The sequence below is a fragment of the Halobacteriovorax sp. CON-3 genome (assembly GCF_043196995.1).
Taxonomy (GTDB): domain Bacteria; phylum Bdellovibrionota; class Bacteriovoracia; order Bacteriovoracales; family Bacteriovoracaceae; genus Halobacteriovorax_A.
On record NZ_JBEBNA010000001.1, the window covers coordinates 259,222 to 279,581 of the forward strand.

At 38.0% G+C, this 20,360-nt stretch carries 18 protein-coding genes; 13 read left to right on the forward strand and 5 right to left on the reverse strand.

Annotation, left to right across the window (positions count from 1 at the left end):
• The first annotated feature begins 65 nt into the window (after positions 1-65).
• The 5 genes from ABMA72_RS01205 to ABMA72_RS01225 all read left to right on the forward strand — a co-directional run bounded on the left by ABMA72_RS01205 (position 66) and on the right by ABMA72_RS01225 (position 4,794).
• A complete protein-coding gene (locus tag ABMA72_RS01205) occupies positions 66-902 on the forward strand; it encodes a class I SAM-dependent methyltransferase (RefSeq protein WP_393055555.1) in 837 nt (278 codons plus the stop codon).
• An 86-nt stretch (positions 903-988) separates the two neighbouring features.
• Positions 989-1,765 carry a peroxide stress protein YaaA gene (gene yaaA, locus ABMA72_RS01210; protein ID WP_392860594.1) on the forward strand — a complete coding sequence of 259 codons (777 nt, stop codon included), beginning with the start codon at positions 989-991 and terminating at the stop codon, positions 1,763-1,765.
• A gap of 16 nt (positions 1,766-1,781) precedes the next feature.
• Complete coding sequence (locus tag ABMA72_RS01215; protein ID WP_392860595.1) at positions 1,782-2,780, forward strand: adenosine kinase; 999 nt, start codon at positions 1,782-1,784, stop codon at positions 2,778-2,780.
• Positions 2,781-2,792: 12 nt separating this feature from the next.
• Positions 2,793-4,205: an asparagine--tRNA ligase gene (gene asnS, locus ABMA72_RS01220; RefSeq protein ID WP_392860597.1), complete on the forward strand. Its 1,413-nt coding sequence runs from the start codon at positions 2,793-2,795 to the stop codon at positions 4,203-4,205.
• Positions 4,195-4,794, forward strand: coding sequence for a hypothetical protein (locus tag ABMA72_RS01225; RefSeq protein WP_393055558.1), 600 nt, complete (start codon positions 4,195-4,197; stop codon positions 4,792-4,794). Before asnS ends, ABMA72_RS01225 begins: the two co-directional genes overlap by 11 nt.
• Here ABMA72_RS01225 and ABMA72_RS01230 read toward each other — a convergent pair.
• From ABMA72_RS01230 to ABMA72_RS01250, 5 genes are all read right to left on the reverse strand, one after another.
• Positions 4,784-6,268, reverse strand: a complete 1,485-nt coding sequence (locus ABMA72_RS01230; protein ID WP_392860600.1) for a stage 0 sporulation family protein — start codon at positions 6,266-6,268, stop codon at positions 4,784-4,786. The two genes, ABMA72_RS01225 and ABMA72_RS01230, sit on opposite strands and share 11 nt — an antisense overlap.
• Before the next feature lie 72 nt (positions 6,269-6,340).
• The gene (locus tag ABMA72_RS01235; protein WP_393055561.1) at positions 6,341-7,165 is read right to left on the reverse strand and encodes a hypothetical protein; all 825 of its coding nucleotides are present in this window, start codon (positions 7,163-7,165) and stop codon (positions 6,341-6,343) included.
• Positions 7,158-7,841, reverse strand: a complete 684-nt coding sequence (tmk, locus tag ABMA72_RS01240; RefSeq protein ID WP_393055564.1) for a dTMP kinase — start codon at positions 7,839-7,841, stop codon at positions 7,158-7,160. The genes ABMA72_RS01235 and tmk overlap by 8 nt, the downstream gene beginning before the upstream one ends.
• Before the next feature lie 68 nt (positions 7,842-7,909).
• Positions 7,910-9,157 (reverse strand): hypothetical protein, encoded by a 1,248-nt coding sequence (locus tag ABMA72_RS01245; protein ID WP_392860604.1) that lies wholly within the window; start codon positions 9,155-9,157, stop codon positions 7,910-7,912.
• A gap of 138 nt (positions 9,158-9,295) precedes the next feature.
• A complete protein-coding gene (locus tag ABMA72_RS01250; RefSeq protein WP_392860606.1) occupies positions 9,296-10,198 on the reverse strand; it encodes a hypothetical protein in 903 nt (300 codons plus the stop codon).
• A 197-nt stretch (positions 10,199-10,395) separates the two neighbouring features.
• Here ABMA72_RS01250 and ABMA72_RS01255 point away from each other — a divergent pair, with 197 nt between their 5' ends.
• The 8 genes from ABMA72_RS01255 to ABMA72_RS01290 all read left to right on the forward strand — a co-directional run bounded on the left by ABMA72_RS01255 (position 10,396) and on the right by ABMA72_RS01290 (position 20,359).
• Positions 10,396-11,739: a hypothetical protein gene (locus ABMA72_RS01255; protein ID WP_393055567.1), complete on the forward strand. Its 1,344-nt coding sequence runs from the start codon at positions 10,396-10,398 to the stop codon at positions 11,737-11,739.
• 11 nt (positions 11,740-11,750) lie between these two features.
• Complete coding sequence (locus ABMA72_RS01260) at positions 11,751-13,079, forward strand: hypothetical protein (protein WP_393055570.1); 1,329 nt, start codon at positions 11,751-11,753, stop codon at positions 13,077-13,079.
• Positions 13,076-13,333: a hypothetical protein gene (locus ABMA72_RS01265; protein ID WP_392860610.1), complete on the forward strand. Its 258-nt coding sequence runs from the start codon at positions 13,076-13,078 to the stop codon at positions 13,331-13,333. Before ABMA72_RS01260 ends, ABMA72_RS01265 begins: the two co-directional genes overlap by 4 nt.
• A 144-nt stretch (positions 13,334-13,477) precedes the next feature.
• Positions 13,478-14,494, forward strand: a complete 1,017-nt coding sequence (locus ABMA72_RS01270; RefSeq protein WP_393055573.1) for a hypothetical protein — start codon at positions 13,478-13,480, stop codon at positions 14,492-14,494.
• 125 nt (positions 14,495-14,619) lie between these two features.
• A complete protein-coding gene (locus ABMA72_RS01275) occupies positions 14,620-15,909 on the forward strand; it encodes a thiolase family protein (protein WP_392860613.1) in 1,290 nt (429 codons plus the stop codon).
• Positions 15,910-15,936: 27 nt separating this feature from the next.
• Positions 15,937-18,054, forward strand: coding sequence for a 3-hydroxyacyl-CoA dehydrogenase NAD-binding domain-containing protein (locus ABMA72_RS01280; protein WP_393055576.1), 2,118 nt, complete (start codon positions 15,937-15,939; stop codon positions 18,052-18,054).
• Between the two features lie 5 nt (positions 18,055-18,059).
• Positions 18,060-19,232 carry an ABC transporter permease gene (locus ABMA72_RS01285; RefSeq protein WP_393055579.1) on the forward strand — a complete coding sequence of 391 codons (1,173 nt, stop codon included), beginning with the start codon at positions 18,060-18,062 and terminating at the stop codon, positions 19,230-19,232.
• Positions 19,232-20,359 carry an MBL fold metallo-hydrolase gene (locus ABMA72_RS01290; RefSeq protein WP_392860618.1) on the forward strand — a complete coding sequence of 376 codons (1,128 nt, stop codon included), beginning with the start codon at positions 19,232-19,234 and terminating at the stop codon, positions 20,357-20,359. Before ABMA72_RS01285 ends, ABMA72_RS01290 begins: the two co-directional genes overlap by 1 nt.
• Position 20,360: the final 1 nt, after the last annotated feature.

Below are 20,360 nucleotides of genomic sequence, written 5' to 3' on the forward strand. Positions count from 1 at the left end.
TAAAGTATGTATTTACGAAAAGTATATATAGCATAGAAAGAACAGGCCATCTACTTGATTTTAATATGAATGAGACTTCACTAAAGACTAAAATTGATATTGTAATAGAAGACGCAGTTGATAAAGATATTCAATTAGAATCTCTGAATCAAGCGCTGCGCAATTACTTGCAACAGCTCTCTAGTCATGAGTTATCGTATCAACTACATAACTCGAACGCATCGCTAAGTGGTGTTTATTTAACTTGGAAAGATGATGAACTATGCCTCTTTGATCCACACAGAGAGTCATCTCTTAAGCTTGATTGGTCTGGGGATTTACAAACTCATTTGAAGAGAAACTATGCTGTGACAAAAGAGCCACTTTTTCGTGCCCTGAAGCTTAAGGGTGGCGATATTGAACATAATAAAGTTGTTGATGCGACTTTAGGGACAGGTAAGGATGCTTGCTTGCTTCTTAGTTTTGGCTGCCAGTTGGAGTGTTTTGAAAGAAATCCTTATGTTTTTGGACTTGCTCTTTGGGCCTATCAAAAGGCCTTAAATTGTGAAAATGAAAAGATTAGACTTATTTTTAAAAACCATATGAAGATCAATTTTGGACAGGCCGCCATTACAGAGACTCCTGTTGGTTTTGAACGTTGCTTCTATGACCCAATGTATGAAATAACAAAGTCAAAGGCCAAGAGTGCACTAAGTCGAAAAGAGATGGAAGTCTTTAAGGATTTAGTAGGCAAGGACGTGGATCAGGATCAGTATTTATGGTCTTTATGTGCCAAATTTTCTTTAGTTTGCTTAAAGAGACCAATCAAGGCAAGTGAGGTCAAGATACCTGCTGACTGTAAGCATCAAAAGGTTGTCTACACAGGTAAATCAACTCGCTACGAGCGCTACTTTCTTCCTTAATTATCTTAAGAAATCATAGTCTTTTAATAAAGTTGTTGTTATTATTTCAAGCGCTTAGTAACACAAACTCAAATTAAAGGAATTTCATGGATATCGTTATTTCTCCAGCGAAGAAACTTAATTTTGATCACTCAGAAATCAGTGTTGCTCAAGGTGTTAATCTTGAGAAACCTGCTTTTATGAAAGAGGCCACGCAGCTTGCCACAAAGATGGCAAATTTTGAAAGTGCTGATCTTTCAAAAATGATGAAATTATCTAAGGCCCTTGCGGACCTAAATGTTGATCGCTTTAATAATTTTAAGAAAACTGCTGACCTCGGTGCTGCAATCTTTAGCTTTGCAGGTGATACATACCAAGGTCTAAATGCAAGTGAACTTAAAAAGAGTGAGCTTAACTATGCTCAAAAACACCTTAAGATCTTATCTGGACTTTATGGGGTACTTTCACCATTTGATGAACTACGTGCATACCGCTTAGAGATGGGGACGCGAATTAATGGAGAAGGCCTAACTAATCTTTATAATTTTTGGGGCGAAAAGATTGTTGAGAAGATCAATGCTGATGCTAAGGCAAATAAATCAAAATATCTCGTCAACCTTGCTTCTGAAGAATATTTCAAGAGTGTAAAAAAAGACAAACTTGTTCCTGAGCTTGTTAACGTACGCTTCTTAGATTTTAAGAATGGCCAATACAAGGTGATCTCTTTCAATGCTAAGAGGGCCAGAGGGATGATGGCACGCTTTATTATCGAAAATAAGATTAAGGATATTGAAAGCCTAAAGACATTTGATTCTGCTGGGTACAAATATGCTGACTTTGATGAAGCAAATAATGAGTTAATTTTTAAAAGAAAAGAGTCATAAATATAAAGGATTAAGTATGAAGAATTTTGATGTATATGGAATGGGAAATGCCCTTGTCGATATGGAGTTTAAAGTTAAGGATGAATTCTTAGCAGATCACCTGATTGAAAAGGGACTAATGACTCTTGTTGAAAAAGAGAGACAAGATCACCTTCTTGCGGCCCTGAAGGGAAGCAATGTTGGTCACTCTCGTGCTTGTGGTGGTTCTGCTGCAAACACTATTATTGGTGCTACTCAACTGGGTGCAAAAACTTTCTACTCTTGTAAAGTTGCACAAGATGAAACAGGTGAATTCTATAAGAATGACCTGTTAGCAAATGGTGTAAAATCAAATATTGAAAATGGCCTCTATGACGGTGAAACTGGAAAGTGTCTTGTTATGATCTCTGAAGATGCAGAGAGAACAATGAATACGTTTCTAGGAACGACAGCAACTTATTCTGATGAGCAACTTGATCTTTCAATGCTAGCTGATAGTAAGTGGCTATATATGGAAGGGTATCTTGTTACAGGTGCCGCTGGGATTGCTGCTTGCCAAACAGCAAGAGATTTCGCTCGTAAAAATGATGTTAAAGTTGCGCTAACTTTTTCAGATCCGGGAATTGTTGGATTCTTCAAAGATGGTTTCAAGGAAATGATTGGTGAACAGAAACTAGATCTTCTTTTTTGTAACGAGGAAGAAGCTAAATCATTTACTGAAAAAGATTCGATTGAAGATGCCTTTGAGGCCCTTAAAGAAATTTCTCATGCATTCGCTATTACTGCTGGTGCAAAAGGTGCTTTTCTTTATAATGGAAGTGAGAGAGTTAACGTATCCGCTCCAAGTGTTTCGGCCATCGATACAAACGGTGCCGGTGACTTATTTGCTGGTGCATTCCTTTATGGAATCACAAATGGCCTAGACTTCTCTCAAGCAGGAACACTAGCATGTGCTTGTTCTGCAAAACTTGTGACTCAATACGGGCCAAGACTAGAAAAAGAAGAAACCAAATCAATCTTAAAAGATATTTTATAAGAAGGTATTTAAATGACACAATTAAAGCGTATTGAATTAAAAGAATTATTTGATCGTGCAAGTGATTACATCGGGACAGAAGTTGTTGTTAAAGGATGGGTTCGCTCTGTTCGTAAGTCTAAGAAGTTTTCATTTATTGTTTTAAATGATGGATCTTCGCAAGATCTTCTACAAATTGTTGCTGATGCTGGTATTGAAAATTACGAGGCCCTATCAACGATGCTAACAGGTACTTGTGTTTCTATCACAGGGAAAGTTGTTGAATCACAAGGTAAGGGACAGACAATCGAAATGCAGGCCGTAACAGGTGATATTATTGGTGCTGTTGATGAGTCATACCCTCTACAAAAGAAGGGAACATCTCTAGAGCACTTAAGAGATATTGCTCACCTTAGAGTAAGAACAAATCTATTTGGAGCAGTATTTCGTGTGCGCCACGCTCTTGCCATGGCAACACATAATTTCTTTAATGAAAAAGGCTTCTTCTACCTGAATTCACCAATTATCACAGCTGTTGATGGTGAAGGTGCTGGGGAAATGTTTAATGTTTCAACTCTAGATAAGCAAAACCCTGCTAAGACAGATAAAGGTGAAGTTGATTTTTCTAAAGATTACTTTGGGAAAGATGTTTCTCTTTGTGTAACTGGCCAACTTGAAGGTGAGTGTCATGCTCTTGGGCTTGGTAAAGTTTATACATTTGGACCAACTTTTAGATCTGAGAACTCAAATACAAAACGTCACCTTGCTGAATTTTGGATGATTGAGCCAGAGGTTGCTTTTGCTGATCTTGAAGATGTAGCAGAGCTTGCGGCCGACTATATTAAGTATATGATCGACTATGCTTTCACTCATTGTAAAAAAGAATTAGAGTTCTTATATAAGATGCCTTTTACAGATGTTGATGCATCTCACTTTGATACTCTCGCGGCCGTGCGTGATAGTGAGTTTAAGAAAATCACTTACACTGAAGCAATTGATATTCTTTCAGCTTGTGGACAGAAATTTGAATTCCCAACTAATTGGGGAGAAGAGCTACAAACTGAGCACGAAAAATATTTAACAGATGTACACTTTAAGTCACCTGTTATCGTAACTGATTACCCAAAAAATTGTAAGGCCTTCTATATGAAGCAAAATGATGATGGGAAAACAGTACGTGCCATGGATGTTCTTGTTCCTGGTATTGGTGAGCTAATTGGTGGGTCTCAACGTGAAGAAGACCTTGATAAACTAATTAAGCGCATGGACGAAATGGGAATGGAGAAAGAAGGGTACTGGTGGTATCTAGAACTTCGTAAATTTGGTTCAGCACCTCACTCTGGTTTTGGTCTTGGTTTTGAAAGAGCAATTATGTATATCACTGGTATGAGCAATATCCGTGACGTTATTGCATTCCCAAGAACACCTGGAAATTGTGACTTCTAATAATCGCGATCCGATTATCTTTATACCGGGGCTTAATCAGGCCCCGGCATCTTTCATCTTTTCAAACTCAAATGTTAAATTTCTTTCTCTTTCTTTTAATAAGAAAATGCGCCCAAATCTTACTCAGGATCAAGAGAAAATAAGAAAGATTTTTAAAAACAACTCAAGAAGTATCGTTGTTGCCCACTCTCTTGCTGCACTCTTAATTGAATGGGCCATTCAAAATGAAGAGTTAGAGATAAGAGATAATAAGCTTATCTATATGGCCCCGGCCTTCTATCCTCCTAATATAATGGCCAAGTTTGTGAAGGTATCTGCTAGGGGTATTTTAAATCATTTGCCGATTCTTTCGCTTGCTCCTTTAAAGTCGCGTGCACGTTCATATGTTGAACTAGGTGTTTACCGTGAAATACTTAACTTAAATGAGGATATTGATATAGCAAAGTGTAGGGCACGCGTGATCGTCGACGCGAGAGATGAGATGTTGAATATCAAATATTTAAAGGGGATTTCTCAGCTAGAAATAGTGAGGGAAAATCAATTCCCTCACCATCGCTGTTATACTTCTTTAAAAAGAATTATTGATTAGTTTTATTTCCTGAAGACTCAGGTTTTCCTTTGGCATCACCTGAAGGCTTTCGGTAGTTTCCGCTCTTTGGTTTGTTGCGGTTCCTATTTCTGTTGCGGTTCTTATTTTGAGGCCTGTCTTGATTCCTTTCTTGACTTCCGTCTTGCTTGCCTTCCTGCTTTGTGTCTGGTTTAGCGTCTTGTTGGCCAGGCTTTTTGTCATTACGTCTATTCGTTGGACGTCTTCTAGGACGACTATTATTATGACGCTTCTTTTCTACTTTTTGCTTAGGAATATTATCTGACTCATCTTCTGTCGAATCTAATGGGATCTTTTCAATTTCCTCATCGTCATCGTTGCTGCTGTCTTCATCATCAAATAACTCGTGCGCATCCTCATCTTCATCTTGATCACTACCATCATTTAGGCTTTGAAGGAAGGCCTGCTTTCTTAGGCGTAGCTCTTCTTCTAATTCCTCTATACCAATGATTGTTGAAGTTTCTTTTGTGATGGACTTAAATTCAGTAGGGAAGCTCCAGTCCTTAGGTGGACGACAACGTCTCTTCTCGAATTGGTTCTTATAATAGCGGCGAATATAGCCTCTATCTGTAAGCATTTCAAATTGCTCTAGTAGAATATGTAGTTTTAAAACCTTACCAATATCACCATTCTTCGTTCTAATATATGAGCCTTCACCTGGAAGGAATTCTCTTTTATTTGTATAAACATCATCTTCATACTTGATACAACATTTTACTTGTCCGCAGACACCGTTGATCTTTGAAGGAATAAGGGCAAGGTTTTGATTCTTTGCCATCTTAATTGAAACGTTTCCGTAATTTGTTAGGAAGTATGAGCAACAAGTTTGAAGGCCACAGGCCCCTGTTGCACCAAGTGCTGCGGCACGATCTCGTACTGAGATTTGGCGTAGCTCAATTCTCATTTTGATTTCTGCTACGAGGTCCTTGACAAGGTTTCTAAAGTCCACACGCTCTGGTGCTGTAAAATAGAAAACGGCCTTCTTACCAAATTGAATAAACTCAACGTGAGTAAGATTCATATTAAGATTATATTTTTCGATGAGACGAAGACAGACAATCTCTGCTTCATTCTCTTTTTTCATATAGCTTTTTTGTTCGTCGATATCTTCCTGTGTTGCCACTTTAGAGATTGAGCGAATTGGAAGCATCGACTTATCAAATGTGACTTCATATGGGAAAGAGTTGATATAACCAACTGTCATACCACGGTCACTCATGGCGATAACTTTTTGGCCATATGTGAATTTTCTCTTACCTAGTAAGAAAGGCTGGCTTTTTGCATTTCCTGGAAAGCGAACTCTTACCATTGTCAGAGTTTGACCTTCTTCGAATTTACCTTCTTGCTCTTTTGCTAGCTTGTCATCGTGCTTATTGAATTTATTAACTTTCTTCTTATCACCTGACTTATCATTGTCACGTGATTCAGATATATCTTGCTGATCTTGGTTCGTCATTTTGTCCCATCAATTTTTTTTGAGTAGCTTCAATTGTCGTATTATTGGTAGCTTATGTCTAGCCAAATTGCATTAAATCACAAGTTGAAGCAGGCGTGCTAGGCGTGATTTAGATGAGCCATTAAATGGTATCTCGAAAGTTGAGTCTTTGGTGGCCTGAAGGCAAATTTGAGCGTCTTCAATGCTATATTTACTGCTTTGATTGATATGTGATGCAATAAGGTGGTGAATATTGGCCTCACGCGTAGGGCCTTCTTTAATTAGCTCTCTTAATTCATCTAATTGTAAATTATTGCGCTCGATTTTAGTTAGGATCTCGACTAATTGTTCATCTTCACAGTTTTTAGCGACATAGTCTCTAAAGCTTAGCTCCTGCGTTACTTCGTTTTGTGAGTCTGTCTTACCAAGAATATTGATTTTGATTGTTCGAGAATCTATTGTTGGCAGAGTTTTCTCATCATTAGACTTAATGAAGATAAAAATATGGCCCTCTGGTGGCTCTTCGAGTGTCTTTAGAAGCTTATTGGCCAAGATTTGGGTAATCTTTTGCGATTGCTTAAAAATTGAGAATGAGTACTTGAGCTTAGATGGCCTAAAGCGGATGAAGTTAAAGAATTCTTCGATACTGTCATCTGTTACTTTATAGGTTTTTTGGTCAGTGGAAACAAAGAGAATATCTTCATGCCCACGCTCTAGGACTTCTTTTGCATGATCAATTTCCCAGCCATTTTCATAAGCTAGAATATTGATGATGAAGTCATTTGCCCATTTCTCAAGTAGAGTGTCTTTTTTAGAAACTTCACTGTGTCCTCCAGTTTGGAGAGTGTAGAAGTGGGCTAGCTTGCTTTCTTTGTAGCGCGCAAATAGTGCATTAAATGCAATATCTTTATTATCCATTTATAATCGTTTCAATTTCTTCGATTAGTTTTTGAGTCACGACTTCAAGTTGTGCGCTTCCGTCAATCGTTGCAATTCGTTTTGGGAAGATCTGAGCACAATAGTCATAACCTTCGATAAGATCTTGATGGAAGCTATTGTCACGTGATTCAAAATAATCTTTAGGCATATTTCTTAAGCGTTGTCTCTCAAGTGACTTCTCTAAGTCAATTCTTAAGTAGAAAGTCTTATGAGGAACAATATTTAAAGGAAAGCTTGAGTGGATATTTAAGATATACTCCGGTCCAAGTTTTCGGGCAACACCTTGGTAGGCGATAGAGCTATCAAGAAAACGGTCACAAATAACAACTGTATTAGGTGTTTCTAACTCTTTTAGAATAAGTGCGTGTAGATTTTGAGCACGAGCACTAGCAAAGAGATGAGCTTCGGCGGCCGGGTGTAGCTCAGTATTTGAAGTTAAGATAGCTTGTCTTAATTTTTCTCCAAATGCTGTCCCACCTGGTTCACGGATAACGATAACGTTAAAGCCTTTATCCTCTAGGTAGTCTTTAATTTTTACTATTTGAGTTGATTTTCCTGAGCCTTCAATACCTTCAAAGCTGAAAAAGAATGATCCAGGGAAGGCCGCTTGGCGAAAAACATTAGTTAGTTGTGAGATATCTTTAGTGTGTTCCATAGGTTAAAAGTAACATAAATAATCAATTATTGACTACATATTCTTTTAATTTTTATGGAGGCAACCTATTAGAATTGTTCACCTTCTACTGCATCTTCTGGCGTAAAGTCGTCATATTGGCCGTCGACATCGTCTGGCATTGACCCCGCTGCAGGTGAGCGATCAAGGTATTCATCTACGATTTCTCGTGCCGCATCAAGCTCATCGTAATTATTCAATTCCTGCTCTTGAGGATCAAATGTTTCTTTTGAGATTCTCTCGCGTACTGGGTCTAGTTCCAACGCTTCGTTTGCATCGTCAAAGATAACTTCTGGTGGAAGATCGGCCGGGTCCATCACGGCATCTTTCATCTTTCTGTCGGCCAGAAAGTCTGCTTTTCCAATTGGATCATTACCTTTTGAAATCTGACGCTTAGGTCTTGATTTCTTTTTGAATGCATTAGGTACTTCTCTTTTTTTAGTAACGGTTCTTGTTGTTCTCGTTGGTGCCTTCTTCTGCGCCTGTGCAGCAGGTGTGCGCTTTGTTTGAACTCTTGTTGTTTTCTTGGCCTTTGCCACAGGCGTATCTGGTGTTCCAGATAATTTGCTAAAGACAAAGAAGACTGCAACTACTAGCACAAAGCTTGCCGCAAATGTTCCTAGACGCATCATTGTCGCAGGATCAGATTTTTCTTTTTGTTCAAAGTCATCTATCGATGCCTTATTTGGATTTAGTTTTTGATTTCCAATATAGGCTAGATCGTAAATAAATTCACGATCATCAGAGTCTTTCTTTGCTAGGGCCATGGCCTTGTCTGCATCAAGAATTGAATTTTTGAAAATATGACCTTGAGGTGAGTCAGGTAAGCTTTCATTTGAGCGACTTCTTCGATCAAAGACTTCAAATTCATGAATCGTTCCCCAACTTTGCCCTTGATCAACAGAAATGAAGTCTGTGTATAATAGCTCAAGTGAGTCGAGCATTGCCATGATTTCACTGCTCTTATATGGACCATCTTTTTTATTATTCTTTAGGATGAAAAATTGGTCATCCTCATCAATTTGGAATTCTTTGATAATTTCAGGTTTTCTTCTTTGAAAGAGTGGGTGTGCAGTAATCATACTCCACTGTTCTTCAAGCATACTCTTAACAAATACAGATTGATTAAAGAGAGAGTAGTCTTCGATAAACTCTTTTAGATCTTCTTGCCAAAACGGTCCAAGTTCCTTGTCACCATCTTTGATAAAGTAGACTTCATTAGGTTCGTAGAGACCCCCTGAAATCTGTTCTTTTGTCAGTAGGTATTCAGTAATCTTTTTCTTTGTACTTGTGGCCATAATTCCTCAAACCCTGATTAGATTAATCACTTTCTATGTGGTTTATCGGAAATTTTTGCCTGTAGTTTAATAAAGACTTAAAAAAACAAAGCCGACTCATAAGGTCGGCTTTGTAAGTATTTAAAATGGAGTATTAAATTAAAAAACTGGGAAGAATGCTGAGACAACTAAAGAGGCATTCTTTAGAGTTCCATCAACGAAGTCTGGATCTTCACCTCTAAAATCTACTGGCTCAAGAGCTAGTGATGCTGAAAGTGAACAGATTGGGAACGAGTATCCAACTTCTGGTGAAACAGAAAGAGTTTCACTCTCTCTATTTCCTGTCTTTCTCTTTGTTCTGTAGTAGTCGATTGTTAGTGCTGTATACCACTTGTCATTGATGTAATAAGTAGGAGCAACTGCTGCGTAGTAATTTTCTACGAAACCTGAAGTTCCTGTATTTCTGATATAGCTTTCGTAGAAAGCGTATGTTCCAATTTTGAAGTTATCAGTAATTTTCTTTCCACCAATTAGGTATAGACGAGCTTTTGCATCGTATCCTGAACTTTCCTGAGTGGCCTTCGGATACCAGTAAAATCTTGTTTGTGCATAAAGGTCATATCCGTGCTTTTCGTCAGTTAGGATATTCTTAACATAGAGACGAGCTTGAGTTGCACCGTATTGTTGGTGAATTGTACGGCTTCCGTCTTTGTTTTCTTGTGCTTTTGTGAAGTCAGTCTTCCAGTAAGGAACTAGTTTTACAGCAAAAGTTTTATCGATATTGTAACCAAGGTATAAGTAGTTATAGAAACTGTAACCATTGATTGATTTTTTAAAGTTATTTGAACCTTCAACAAGGTATTGCATATTAAAAGGTGAGTCCTTTAATTTCTGGTACCAAGAAGTTCCTGTCGATGCTTCTGAAGTTGTTGCTGCGTCAGTAGATGATGCAGTTGTTGAAGCTGTTGAGCTTGAAGATGGCACTGATACTGAAGTCGATGACGTTGCGGCCATCGTACTCATTGCCACGAATGCAATAAATGCTCCCTTTAAAATTCCCATTTTTTCTCCCTCTTTCTTTTATAGACTAAAGATAATCGAATTTTTTTTATTGAATTGCAACAAATGATTGTAATTTAGGGATTTAATATTTCAGTTTGTAAGAACATGTCAGAAAAATATGTTGATTTACCTAATTTGGTGTCAAATGGACCTTATTTTGGCTTCAATATTAGGAAAAACCTCATTATAATATACCTATGTTATTGATTTTTCTTATTCAAGCAATTGTAAGAGTTGCACTGTATCCTGTCTTTATTGTGCTTTATCTCCTTAAAGTAGGGCCTTTTTACGATCGAATTTCATTTGAAAGACGAAATTATCGTGATGAAGGTTGTAGGCCCTTTATGAGATTTGGCAAAAAGGCCCACTGTGTCTTTCACTTCTCTAGTGAAGGAGAGTTTGAGCAGATTAGGCCCTTAAGTGACGAGTTAATTTCTTTAGGAAAAAATATTGAGCTAATCTTTACTTCACCAAGTGTTGAACATAAGGTAGTGGACTACTATCAAGCCAATCGTGAAAATATTCGCTACCTACGCTTGCCTTTAATGATCTATTTTCCACTTCTTTCTCGCCAAAATATTATCGCATGGTCTAGTGCTAATAAGATGATGATGGTTCGCTATGACTTCTTTCCAGAGCTTCTTTACTTAGGCTCTAAAATGAAAGAGTTTATTTTATTTTCTGCAACAGTTAAAAGCTCTCGCATGAAAGAAGCTCCTTTTGAACAGATTCGTTTACCGAGAGTCAAAGGCTATATTTACTCGATGTTTTCAAAAATCATTTGTGCGACAACAGAGGATTATGAGGTCATTAAAAAGGATATTGATGAGGATAGGCTAGTGCGCCCGATCGAGCTTAGGATGCTACAAATCAATGCTCGCCAACACTTCTTTAGAAAGCACTCTTTATATGATGAGTTAAATAAGGTTTTATCTTTATACGATTATGACAAAAGAATTTGCTTGGCCCAGACCTGGCCTAATGAGATGGACTTCTTTGAAGACACTCGCTTTTGCCAGCAAATGATGGCCGGTGAACTCTTTGTCTTTATGGCCCCACATGTTTTAAAGGAAGATAACGTTGAACATCTTGCTAAACTTGTTAAAACTCATTGCCCTGAACTACCTATTCACATGTTAACTAAGGAGACGATTGATGGTGGTAAGCTTGATGAATTCTTAGATCATTTCAAGGCCTCTCCTGGACTCATTATCTGTACCCTAAGAGGCATTCTTTGTGAGATTTACCCATACTTCTCAAAAGTCTTTGTGGGAGGTGGACATGGTAAAGGAATCCATTCAGTTCTTGAGCCCTTTGTCGCTGGGGCCCAGATATTTTGTGGGCCAAATGTTAAGCGCTCCACTGAGTATGACACGATTGTTAAATCAGGTGTCGAAGTTGGGGCCATTAATGAAATGAAAGATGGTTATGAGATCATGCAGACTTCAAGTGGCAATAAGATGGCCAATGAGTTGATTTCTGATATGATTGAAGAAAGCGAAATGGCAAAGCGTAAGCTAATTGCATTATTAACAAATTAAGATATCTACATATGAATAAAAAAATTAATACCCTTGTTATTGGAAATAATATTGCCAGTTTCTTAACGGCCACTCAAATTTTAAAAAGTGGCTTTGGTGCTATTTATTTAAAAGATAAGAGAATTAAGGCAAGTGACCCTTATTTCAAATTCTTTGGGCCACTAGATCTTGCCTTTATTAAGGCATGGGCAGAAGACCTAGAGTTAGAAACGAATATATTTGATGAGGATTCATTTGTTCATTCACCATTTTATTTAAAATATAATGGCAAGCAAACGTTATGTGCTAGCTTAAGCCCGTTTTTAAACTTCTCACAAGTTTGTCGTCATTTCCCTGAGCTTTATAATGAATTTATTAATCGCCTAAGAATCGAAGACGTTGATCAGGAAAAATTCGATCAAGACTTTACTTCTTCAATTAAGCGCCTTGGAGAGTCTCTGTGTCGTTATAAGACATTTCATCAGGTGACCGTAAGCACTCTGCGCTCAGATCTTCCAAATTATATCTATGATATTTATGCTCTTTTTAAAAAGCACCTTAGAGAGAATAAAGAGCTTGAGAAATTTACGAGCTGCTTTCGTTGTGTCTATACAAAGACACTAGAACAGACTTTTTCTGACCTTGAAAGTATCTACTTTTTTATTCTCATGTTGTCGCCACGCTACCGTTTTCAATGGCAAGAAAATAAAGAAGAGCAGGCCACGAAAACGATTGAAAGTCTTGGTGGTAATAGCTTTGAAGATATTGCTGAAGAGTTTAGTTTTGCAAGTAAAAGGCCGTGGGCAGTCCAGCTCTCTTCATTTACTGGAGTTGTGGCCCCGCAGAAAATTGCTATCTTTAGTTCAAACTTAGACAAGTTAAATATTTCTCACAATATCACTGACCTTTATCGCTGTGTAAAATTAGATTACAAACTAAGTGATAATCTCATTAGTGCAGACTATTATCATTTTAGTGAAAACTCTTTTGGTGGAGATATCGCTCTCATTAGAAAAGAGATTTTAAAAGACGAAACTTGCCAAATAAAAATCTTTAAACAATTTGATGACTGCCTTAAATATGATTTCTGTGAGCAGGAGTTGCATGAATTTCTACTGGCCAACGATATCATTGATGAAAATGACACTCTCATTAAAGGTCGACTAACAAATGAAACTTGTATGCTTCGTAATCATAGTGTGATTAATTCGAACTCAAGAATTAACCTTAAGTTTAGAATGGCCGACAGTGGAAAATATGATTCTGTAAAAGGGGTCTACTACCAAGGACCTCTGAAGAAGAATAATTTAGGAATTACACAGACTTTATTAGAGGCCCGCGACTTTAAAACATATATATGATGACGAATTACAGTGATAAGAAATCCATTCTACTTTCCCAACGCGGCCAAACCGCTGTTGAGTATATGTTACTTCTAGTAGCAGTGATCTCTATCTTATTTGCAGTCTTTAAAACTCTTGATGCACGCTTTAAGGCCGACCCCGAAGCGTGTCAGCAGGGGAGCATAAATCCCCTTTGTTTCCTTAAAACCATAGGTATTGATGGGACAAATGAGGTTGATGCTAATAAATTTCGTACCTTCCGTCTGCGCTAGACACTCTTAACTATCCGATATTAATAGGTTTTTTTCATTTTCATGAAATTATTTCATCAGCGTTCGCTTTTGAACAGAAATATCCCGCAATGTGTTATAAGAAACTGAACTCTATTTATTTTAAAAAGAGACAGGGAGAACATCATGAAAACAACAATGATTAACTCGGCCGTATTAGCTGCACTTCTATTATCTGGTGCTGCCTCATATGGACAACAAGACGATCCATTACTAAGTGAAACAGATCAAGTTGTTCATACTGACGAAATTAATATCGACGGGTTCTACAAAAAGAAAAAGAAACCATCTCAAGCTGACAAGATTCAGAAGCTACGTCGCCAATTAGAAGAAAAGCACGAGCAGATGATGAGAAAAAATGTTGAAGATATGCGTCTACAAGAAGAAAAGCGTATTGCAAACAAGATTCAAAAGGCCCTAGAGGGACAGCTTAAAGCAATGGATGAAATTAATAATCAGCAGGCCGCACCTGCTAGAGTACAAGCAGTGGCCCCAGTTATTGCAGAACCTGTTATGCCAGAACTTAGTAATAAGTTAACTGTTGAGACAGGATATAAGAGTATTACTGGTGAGCAGAAGGAATGGACAGCAGGAATTAACTTCCAAGCTTCTGTTGAAACTGTAATGTCTGAGCGAGTTTCAATTGGAATTAGCGCAGGATTTATGAATCTTACGATTCAAGGTAATGAACTTAGCAATTATAATAATTATGGTTATGGTTACTACGGTTATAATAATGGAAGCTCGTATTCACAAAATGATGAGATTTCATATAACGAGTTTAACTTTGGTGGATATGGTAAATTTTATTTCTCACGTTCAGCTAAGATTAAACCATACTTAAGTCTTGGAACTGGAATTCACTTTGGATCATTTGAAATCCAAAACCCAGTTGATACTTTTAACGAGACTAAGCAGTCACTTAAGTATGTATCAGGTAGTGCATCTCTTGGAGCAGAAGTTAATTTTGCTAAAGAATTTAGCGCACAAGTTGGCCTATCATACGAAAAGAATGTTTTTAGACTTGGAGAAGAGGCCCAATACAATGGTTCAAACAATCAGAAGGCCCTTGTTGACCAAGCAAAGAATATTGAAAATGCTGACACATTTACTTTAGGTGTTGGTCTTTCATACTTATTCTAAACAATTGTTTAAAAAACCCATGTTCTCATAAAAAGGCTCCGCTCAGGGGCCTTTTTACTTTTCATTGCCACTGATTATCCTTACAATATTAAGCAAGTAAAATAATTTGAAGAAAGGAATCATCAATGAAACCAGTCTACATTGTCGAGGCAGTGAGAACTCCTCATGCAAAAGCCGGAACTATTATTAAAGATATTCAAGCTCCTTACTTAGGTGCTTACCTTGTTCGCCATATTATGGATGGAACTTCTATCGGTGACGATGAAGTTGATGAGGTCATTTTTGGAAACACAGGAACTCCTGCAAAGTATCCAAACGTTGGGCGAGTGATTGCATTAGAGGCCGGCCTGCATAAGAAGACTTCTGGTTATTCAGTACATAGAAACTGTGCTTCTGGACTTGAGGCAGCTTCACAAGCTTTCATTAAAGTTGCTAGTGGACGTAGTGATGTTGTGATTGCTGGTGGTGTTGAATCAATGTCAAATATGCCTCTGATTTATGGAAAGCAAATGACTGAGCTTTTTGCTTCACTTATGAAAGCAAAGACAACTGGTGATAAATTAAAAGTTCTTTCGACTTTTAAACCTGCATACCTTTCTCCAATTATTGCAATTGAACAAGGTTTAACAGATCCTTTCTGTGGCCTAAATATGGGACAAACAGCAGAGCTTCTTGCCCGTGAACTTGGTATCACTCGTGAGCAACAAGATATCTATGCAAATGAATCTCACCATAAAGCAATTAAGGCCATTGAAGAAGGTCGTTTTGCTGATGAGATTGTTCCTCTAATCTATGGTTCAAAATTAGATAAGTTGCTTATGAATGATCATGGGCCACGTAAAGAGTCTTCAGTTGAAGGTCTGGCGAAAATGAAGCCTTACTTTGATCGTAAGTCAGGAACAGTTACTGTTGGTAATAGTTGTCCAATCACTGATGGTGGTTCGGCAATTCTTTTCTGTTCAGAAGAAGCCGTTAAGAAATATAACTTAGAGCCACTAGCACGTGTTGTTGATTATCACTTCCATGGACTTGAGCCAGAGCGTATGGGAATGGGTCCACTTCATGCAATGGATGGTGTATTTAGAAGATCAAATATGACACTTGATCAAATGGATCTCATTGAAATTAACGAGGCCTTTGCTGCACAAATTATTGCTGTTAAGAAGGCATTTACTGATAAGAAAGTTGCTGACTTCTTTGGTATTGATAAATTATGGGGTGAAATTCCAGCTGAGAAACTTAACGTTAATGGTGGTGCCATTGCACTTGGACACCCTGTTGGTTCAACTGGTTCACGCTTAATCGTAACTCTTGCTCATGAACTTAAGAAGAGAAAAGCAGGATTTGGTGTTGCTTCACTTTGTATCGGTGGTGGTCAAGGTGGTGCCATGATTATCGAGAACTTACAAAAGTAATTAATTTAGAAAATATAGGATATCGCAATGACATATAAGAGAATCAGTTTTGAAATCAAGGATAAGAAAGCATATATCGGCTTTGGTTATAATAACGAAGCTTCGATGACTGTTTTCGATGAAGAAACACTTAAAGAACTTCAAGATATTGTTGAAGATCTACATACAAAAGAAAAAGAGCTGGATGGAGCAATCTTCTTTTCACATAAAGATAGATGTTTCATGGCCGGTGCAGATATTAAGTTATTCGATACGATGCATACGGCGGCCGATGGACAAGCGGGTGCAGAAGCTGGGCAGACAATCTTTAACCGTATTGAAGATTTAAAAATGCCAACTGTTGCATGTATCCACGGAGTTTGTCTTGGTGGTGGACTTGAGTTTGCCCTTTCATGTAAATCAAGAATCGTAAGTGATGACAAGGCAACTGGTCTTGGACTTCCTGAAGTTAAGCTTGGTTTAATTCCTGGCTTTGGTGGGACATTTCGTCTGCCAAAAGCGGTAGGACTTCCAACAGCTCTAGATATGATTCTATCTGGTAAAACACTTAATGCTAAGAAAGCTAAGAGAGCAGGTTTAGCTGATGAGATTTATGCTAAAGAGCGCCTTGTTGATCTAGCGCCAAAGCATTTCAAAAAGAAAGTTGATAAGCGTAGCATGATGGATAAAATGCAAGACGCTGCAACTGATAACGTATTCACTAAGAAAATTATTTTTCAAAAAGCACGTGAGTCTGTTTTAAAGAAAACTAAAGGTTTCTATCAAGCACCTCTTAAGATTCTTGATGTGATGGAAGCTGGAGTTATGAAAGGTCGTACATCTTATTTAACTTCTGAAGCACAAGCTTTTGGAGAGTTATGTATTGGTGAACAATCGAAGAATCTCCGTCATATCTTCTTCCTAATGGAAGGTTCTAAGAAGATGGATGATGCAAAAGGTGTTGGAAGAAAACTACGCCGTGGAGCTTGTCTTGGTGCAGGTACGATGGGTGGTGGAATCGCTTGGCTTATGGCCAAGAATGACATGTTTCCAATCATGAAAGATCTTAATCAAGTTGGACTTGAGCTAGGACTTAAGCAGGCGTCAAGTAACTTTGCTGGTGCTGTTAAAAGAAAGCGTATGTCTAAAGATGATTTTGAGCGCAAGATGAGATCAATTAGTGCTCAAACAGATTATCGTGGATTTGAACACTCTGATCTTGTGATCGAGGCCGTTGTTGAAAATATGGATATTAAAAAGAAGGTCTTTGCAGAAACTGAAACTAAGGTTCGCAAAGATACGATTCTAACTTCAAATACTTCGTCTCTTTCAATTCAAGAGATGGCAAGTGCACTTGAAGACAATTCAAGATTTGCAGGTCTTCACTTCTTTAACCCTGTTCACATGATGCCTCTTGTAGAAATCATCAAACACGATGGTGTTTCTGATGAAACGATCGAGTCTCTATATGATTGGGTTGTTAAAGTTAAGAAAACTCCAGTCGTTGTTAACGATGGCCCAGGATTCCTTGTTAATAGAATTCTTATGCCATATATGAATGAAGCTGGATTCTTACTTGAAGAAGGTGTTTCAATTAAAGATATCGATGATGCTTGTCTTAACTTTGGTATGCCAATGGGCCCATTTAGACTTCTTGATGAAGTTGGAATTGACGTTGGGGATAAGGTATCGAAAATTATCTATGATGGTCTAGGTGAGCGCCAGGCCTCAAATGCTATTGGAAAGCAAATGCTTGAAAAGGAATTCTTTGGTAAGAAAAATGCTAAAGGGTTCTACCTATATGATGAAAAAGGTAAGCCAACTGGCCCTAACCAAGAAGCATGGAATATGCTTCCAAAAGCATCTAAGAAAATGAGTGAAACAGAGATTCAAATGAGAATCTTTCTGCCAATGATTAATGAAGCGGCGACAACTCTTGAAGATAAGATTGTTGCAAAAGCAAAAGATGTCGATCTAGGGCTTATTTTTGGAATCGGTTTTCCTCCATTTAGAGGGGGGCTTCTAAGATATGCAGATACTCAAGGTATCGCTCGCCTTAGAGATGAGATGCTTAAGTTTTCAGAGAGTGTAAGTAAGGATCGCTTCACTCCATGTGCGCTTATGAATAAGCTTGCAGATGAAAATTCAACTTTCTATGAGCTATAGATTAAATGTTTCTAAGCTTTTTTAGATTCTTTCTAAATTACTTATTTAAAGCTAAGACTCGCCAAAGGCTACTTATCATGGCCTTGGCGAGTCTTATCATATCAAGTTTTTCACTTCTAAGTGTCCAGTCTGTCCTTAAGGGGCTGCAAACAAATCGTATTGAACGAGGAAAACAGACCCTTGGCCGCTACATTATTGATCTGCCTAAAGATCTTAGCTTTGAAAAGACACAGTCCTACTTAGATGATAAGAACTTGAAATATTCTTTTGAATATGAAATTGAAGGCCTTATCCGTCTTGAAGGCTATTTGGCCCCTGTTATTTTTCACGGGCTAACAAAAGAGACTTCAACTGTTCTGCCTCAGGCCATTGATCATTGGCCCCAGCGTGAAGAGATTCTCTTATCACCATACTTGGCCAGAAAAATTTACGCCGGTCTTGATGATAAGATTCAATTTATCTCACCAGCTCACACTGATGTGTTCTTTGGAGAGTTGCCACGCTTTAAGTCTCTTATGATTGAAAACTTCACTGATTCTATGGACCCGGATATTGATGAGCTTCATGCTTGGGGCCATGCCTATAGTGCATTTTCAATTGCTAAATCTCGTCGTTATAACAAACTTAGGGTTTATAGTGTTCTGGGTGCCGCTGAAGTCGGGGAACTTAAGCAGTATTTAACTTCAAAAGGTGCCAGCTTTAAAACTTGGGAAGAGTTAAATCAAAACCTTGTTTACGCGCTTGCTTTAGAAAATAATGTGGTTCTCTTTTTATTTTTAGCGACAATTGTTCTCGTTACTTTTTCAATTATTTCAGGCCTTTCAATATTCTACGCAAGAGTTAGAAACGACTTTGCTTCTTTTTGGATTCTTGGCATGAGTATGGACCAAATCAAAAAGTATGGAGGCCTTAATATTGCCATTATCACGATTTGTGCAATTGGGATTGGGAACCTTCTAAGCTTTATTGTTCTTAAACTTTTAGCACAGTTTTCACCAGTTATTATGCCGGCGATGTTTGTGGATCGTTCACTTCCAGTGCGCTTTACTGGATCGTCGTTCGTTTTCTCATTTCTAGTGCCTGTGATTATTACAGTGATCTTCACTCTTTTCTCTAATTGGAGATTTTTCAAGGATAATGGGAACTTCATTAGTTTTGTTAAAAAAGTAGGAACTTAATGTTTAAGCATATTCTTCTATTAGCTTTCTTATTAAATTTATCTGGATGTACAGCTATGAGTAAAGTTGCTTCTGTATTTATGTCTTCTCTTGGGGCCCACCCTGATAAGAGTGAATTAAGAACATTTGAAAAGTCGGAGAACTTCGATGCTTCAAAGCAAATCTTTGTTAACCGTAGACCTAATATTACAAAAGAGCAGCCAATTCAAAAAGATGGTTTTGGCCTTTCTAAATTTATAGAATTCTTAGGAAAGGGCGGAGGACGTTATCCAGAAAAACCGCTTCCTTCAATAAGGCCAGATATGGAAAAGTTTCTGGAGAAATCTGATCATGTTAAGTCGATTTGGTTCGGGCACTCAACGATCCTTTTAAATGTTGATTCAAAGATCGTTTTAATTGACCCAATCTTTTCAGGTTCATCTTCACCTGTTCCTTTATTCGTAAAGCGCTTTGCACCTCCGATTCTCTCTTTAGAAGAGCTTCCAGAAATCGATTATATTATTATTTCTCACGATCACTATGATCACCTTGATATGACGACGATGAAATTTTTCGCTAAGAAGAAAGACGTCAAAATTATCACGCCTCTTGGCGTAGGTTCACATCTAAAAAGATGGGGATTTGATGACTCTCGTATTACTGAACTTGATTGGTGGCAAGACGTGGACTTTGAAGGCATCAAGTTTACTGCTACTCCTGCACAGCACTTCTCAGGGCGAGATCAGGCCCATGAGAATACGACTCTGTGGGCATCATGGGTTGTAAAGACTCAAAATAATAATCTCTACTTTAGTGGAGACACTGGCTACGATATCCATTTCAAAGAAATTGGAAGCCGTCTTGGGCCATTTGATGTGGCCTATATGGAATCTGGCCAATATAACCCTGATTGGTTTGCGGTACACTTACTTCCTGAAGAATGGCCTAAGGCCTATGCTGATATCAACGCAAAATACTACTTCCCAATTCACTGGGGTGCTTTCTCTCTCTCATTTCATACATGGGATGATCCTATCTTGAAACTTAATGAATATGCTCAGCAAGGCGTTCTTAAGTTAATGGCACCAAAGTTAGGAGAAATTGTCTCTTTTGATGAACGAGACTATGTTACAAAGAAGTGGTGGTGAT

Coding starts and splice junctions, on each gene's coding strand:
- ABMA72_RS01205 (WP_393055555.1), top strand. CDS start 66: ATGAATGAGACTTCACTAAAGACTAAAATTGATATTGTAATAGAAGAC.
- yaaA (WP_392860594.1), top strand. CDS start 989: ATGGATATCGTTATTTCTCCAGCGAAGAAACTTAATTTTGATCACTCA.
- ABMA72_RS01215 (WP_392860595.1), top strand. CDS start 1,782: ATGAAGAATTTTGATGTATATGGAATGGGAAATGCCCTTGTCGATATG.
- asnS (WP_392860597.1), top strand. CDS start 2,793: ATGACACAATTAAAGCGTATTGAATTAAAAGAATTATTTGATCGTGCA.
- ABMA72_RS01230 (WP_392860600.1), bottom strand. CDS start 6,268: ATGACGAACCAAGATCAGCAAGATATATCTGAATCACGTGACAATGAT.
- ABMA72_RS01235 (WP_393055561.1), bottom strand. CDS start 7,165: ATGGATAATAAAGATATTGCATTTAATGCACTATTTGCGCGCTACAAA.
- tmk (WP_393055564.1), bottom strand. CDS start 7,841: ATGGAACACACTAAAGATATCTCACAACTAACTAATGTTTTTCGCCAA.
- ABMA72_RS01245 (WP_392860604.1), bottom strand. CDS start 9,157: ATGGCCACAAGTACAAAGAAAAAGATTACTGAATACCTACTGACAAAA.
- ABMA72_RS01250 (WP_392860606.1), bottom strand. CDS start 10,198: ATGGGAATTTTAAAGGGAGCATTTATTGCATTCGTGGCAATGAGTACG.
- ABMA72_RS01255 (WP_393055567.1), top strand. CDS start 10,396: ATGTTATTGATTTTTCTTATTCAAGCAATTGTAAGAGTTGCACTGTAT.
- ABMA72_RS01260 (WP_393055570.1), top strand. CDS start 11,751: ATGAATAAAAAAATTAATACCCTTGTTATTGGAAATAATATTGCCAGT.
- ABMA72_RS01265 (WP_392860610.1), top strand. CDS start 13,076: ATGATGACGAATTACAGTGATAAGAAATCCATTCTACTTTCCCAACGC.
- ABMA72_RS01270 (WP_393055573.1), top strand. CDS start 13,478: ATGAAAACAACAATGATTAACTCGGCCGTATTAGCTGCACTTCTATTA.
- ABMA72_RS01275 (WP_392860613.1), top strand. CDS start 14,620: ATGAAACCAGTCTACATTGTCGAGGCAGTGAGAACTCCTCATGCAAAA.
- ABMA72_RS01280 (WP_393055576.1), top strand. CDS start 15,937: ATGACATATAAGAGAATCAGTTTTGAAATCAAGGATAAGAAAGCATAT.
- ABMA72_RS01285 (WP_393055579.1), top strand. CDS start 18,060: ATGTTTCTAAGCTTTTTTAGATTCTTTCTAAATTACTTATTTAAAGCT.
- ABMA72_RS01290 (WP_392860618.1), top strand. CDS start 19,232: ATGTTTAAGCATATTCTTCTATTAGCTTTCTTATTAAATTTATCTGGA.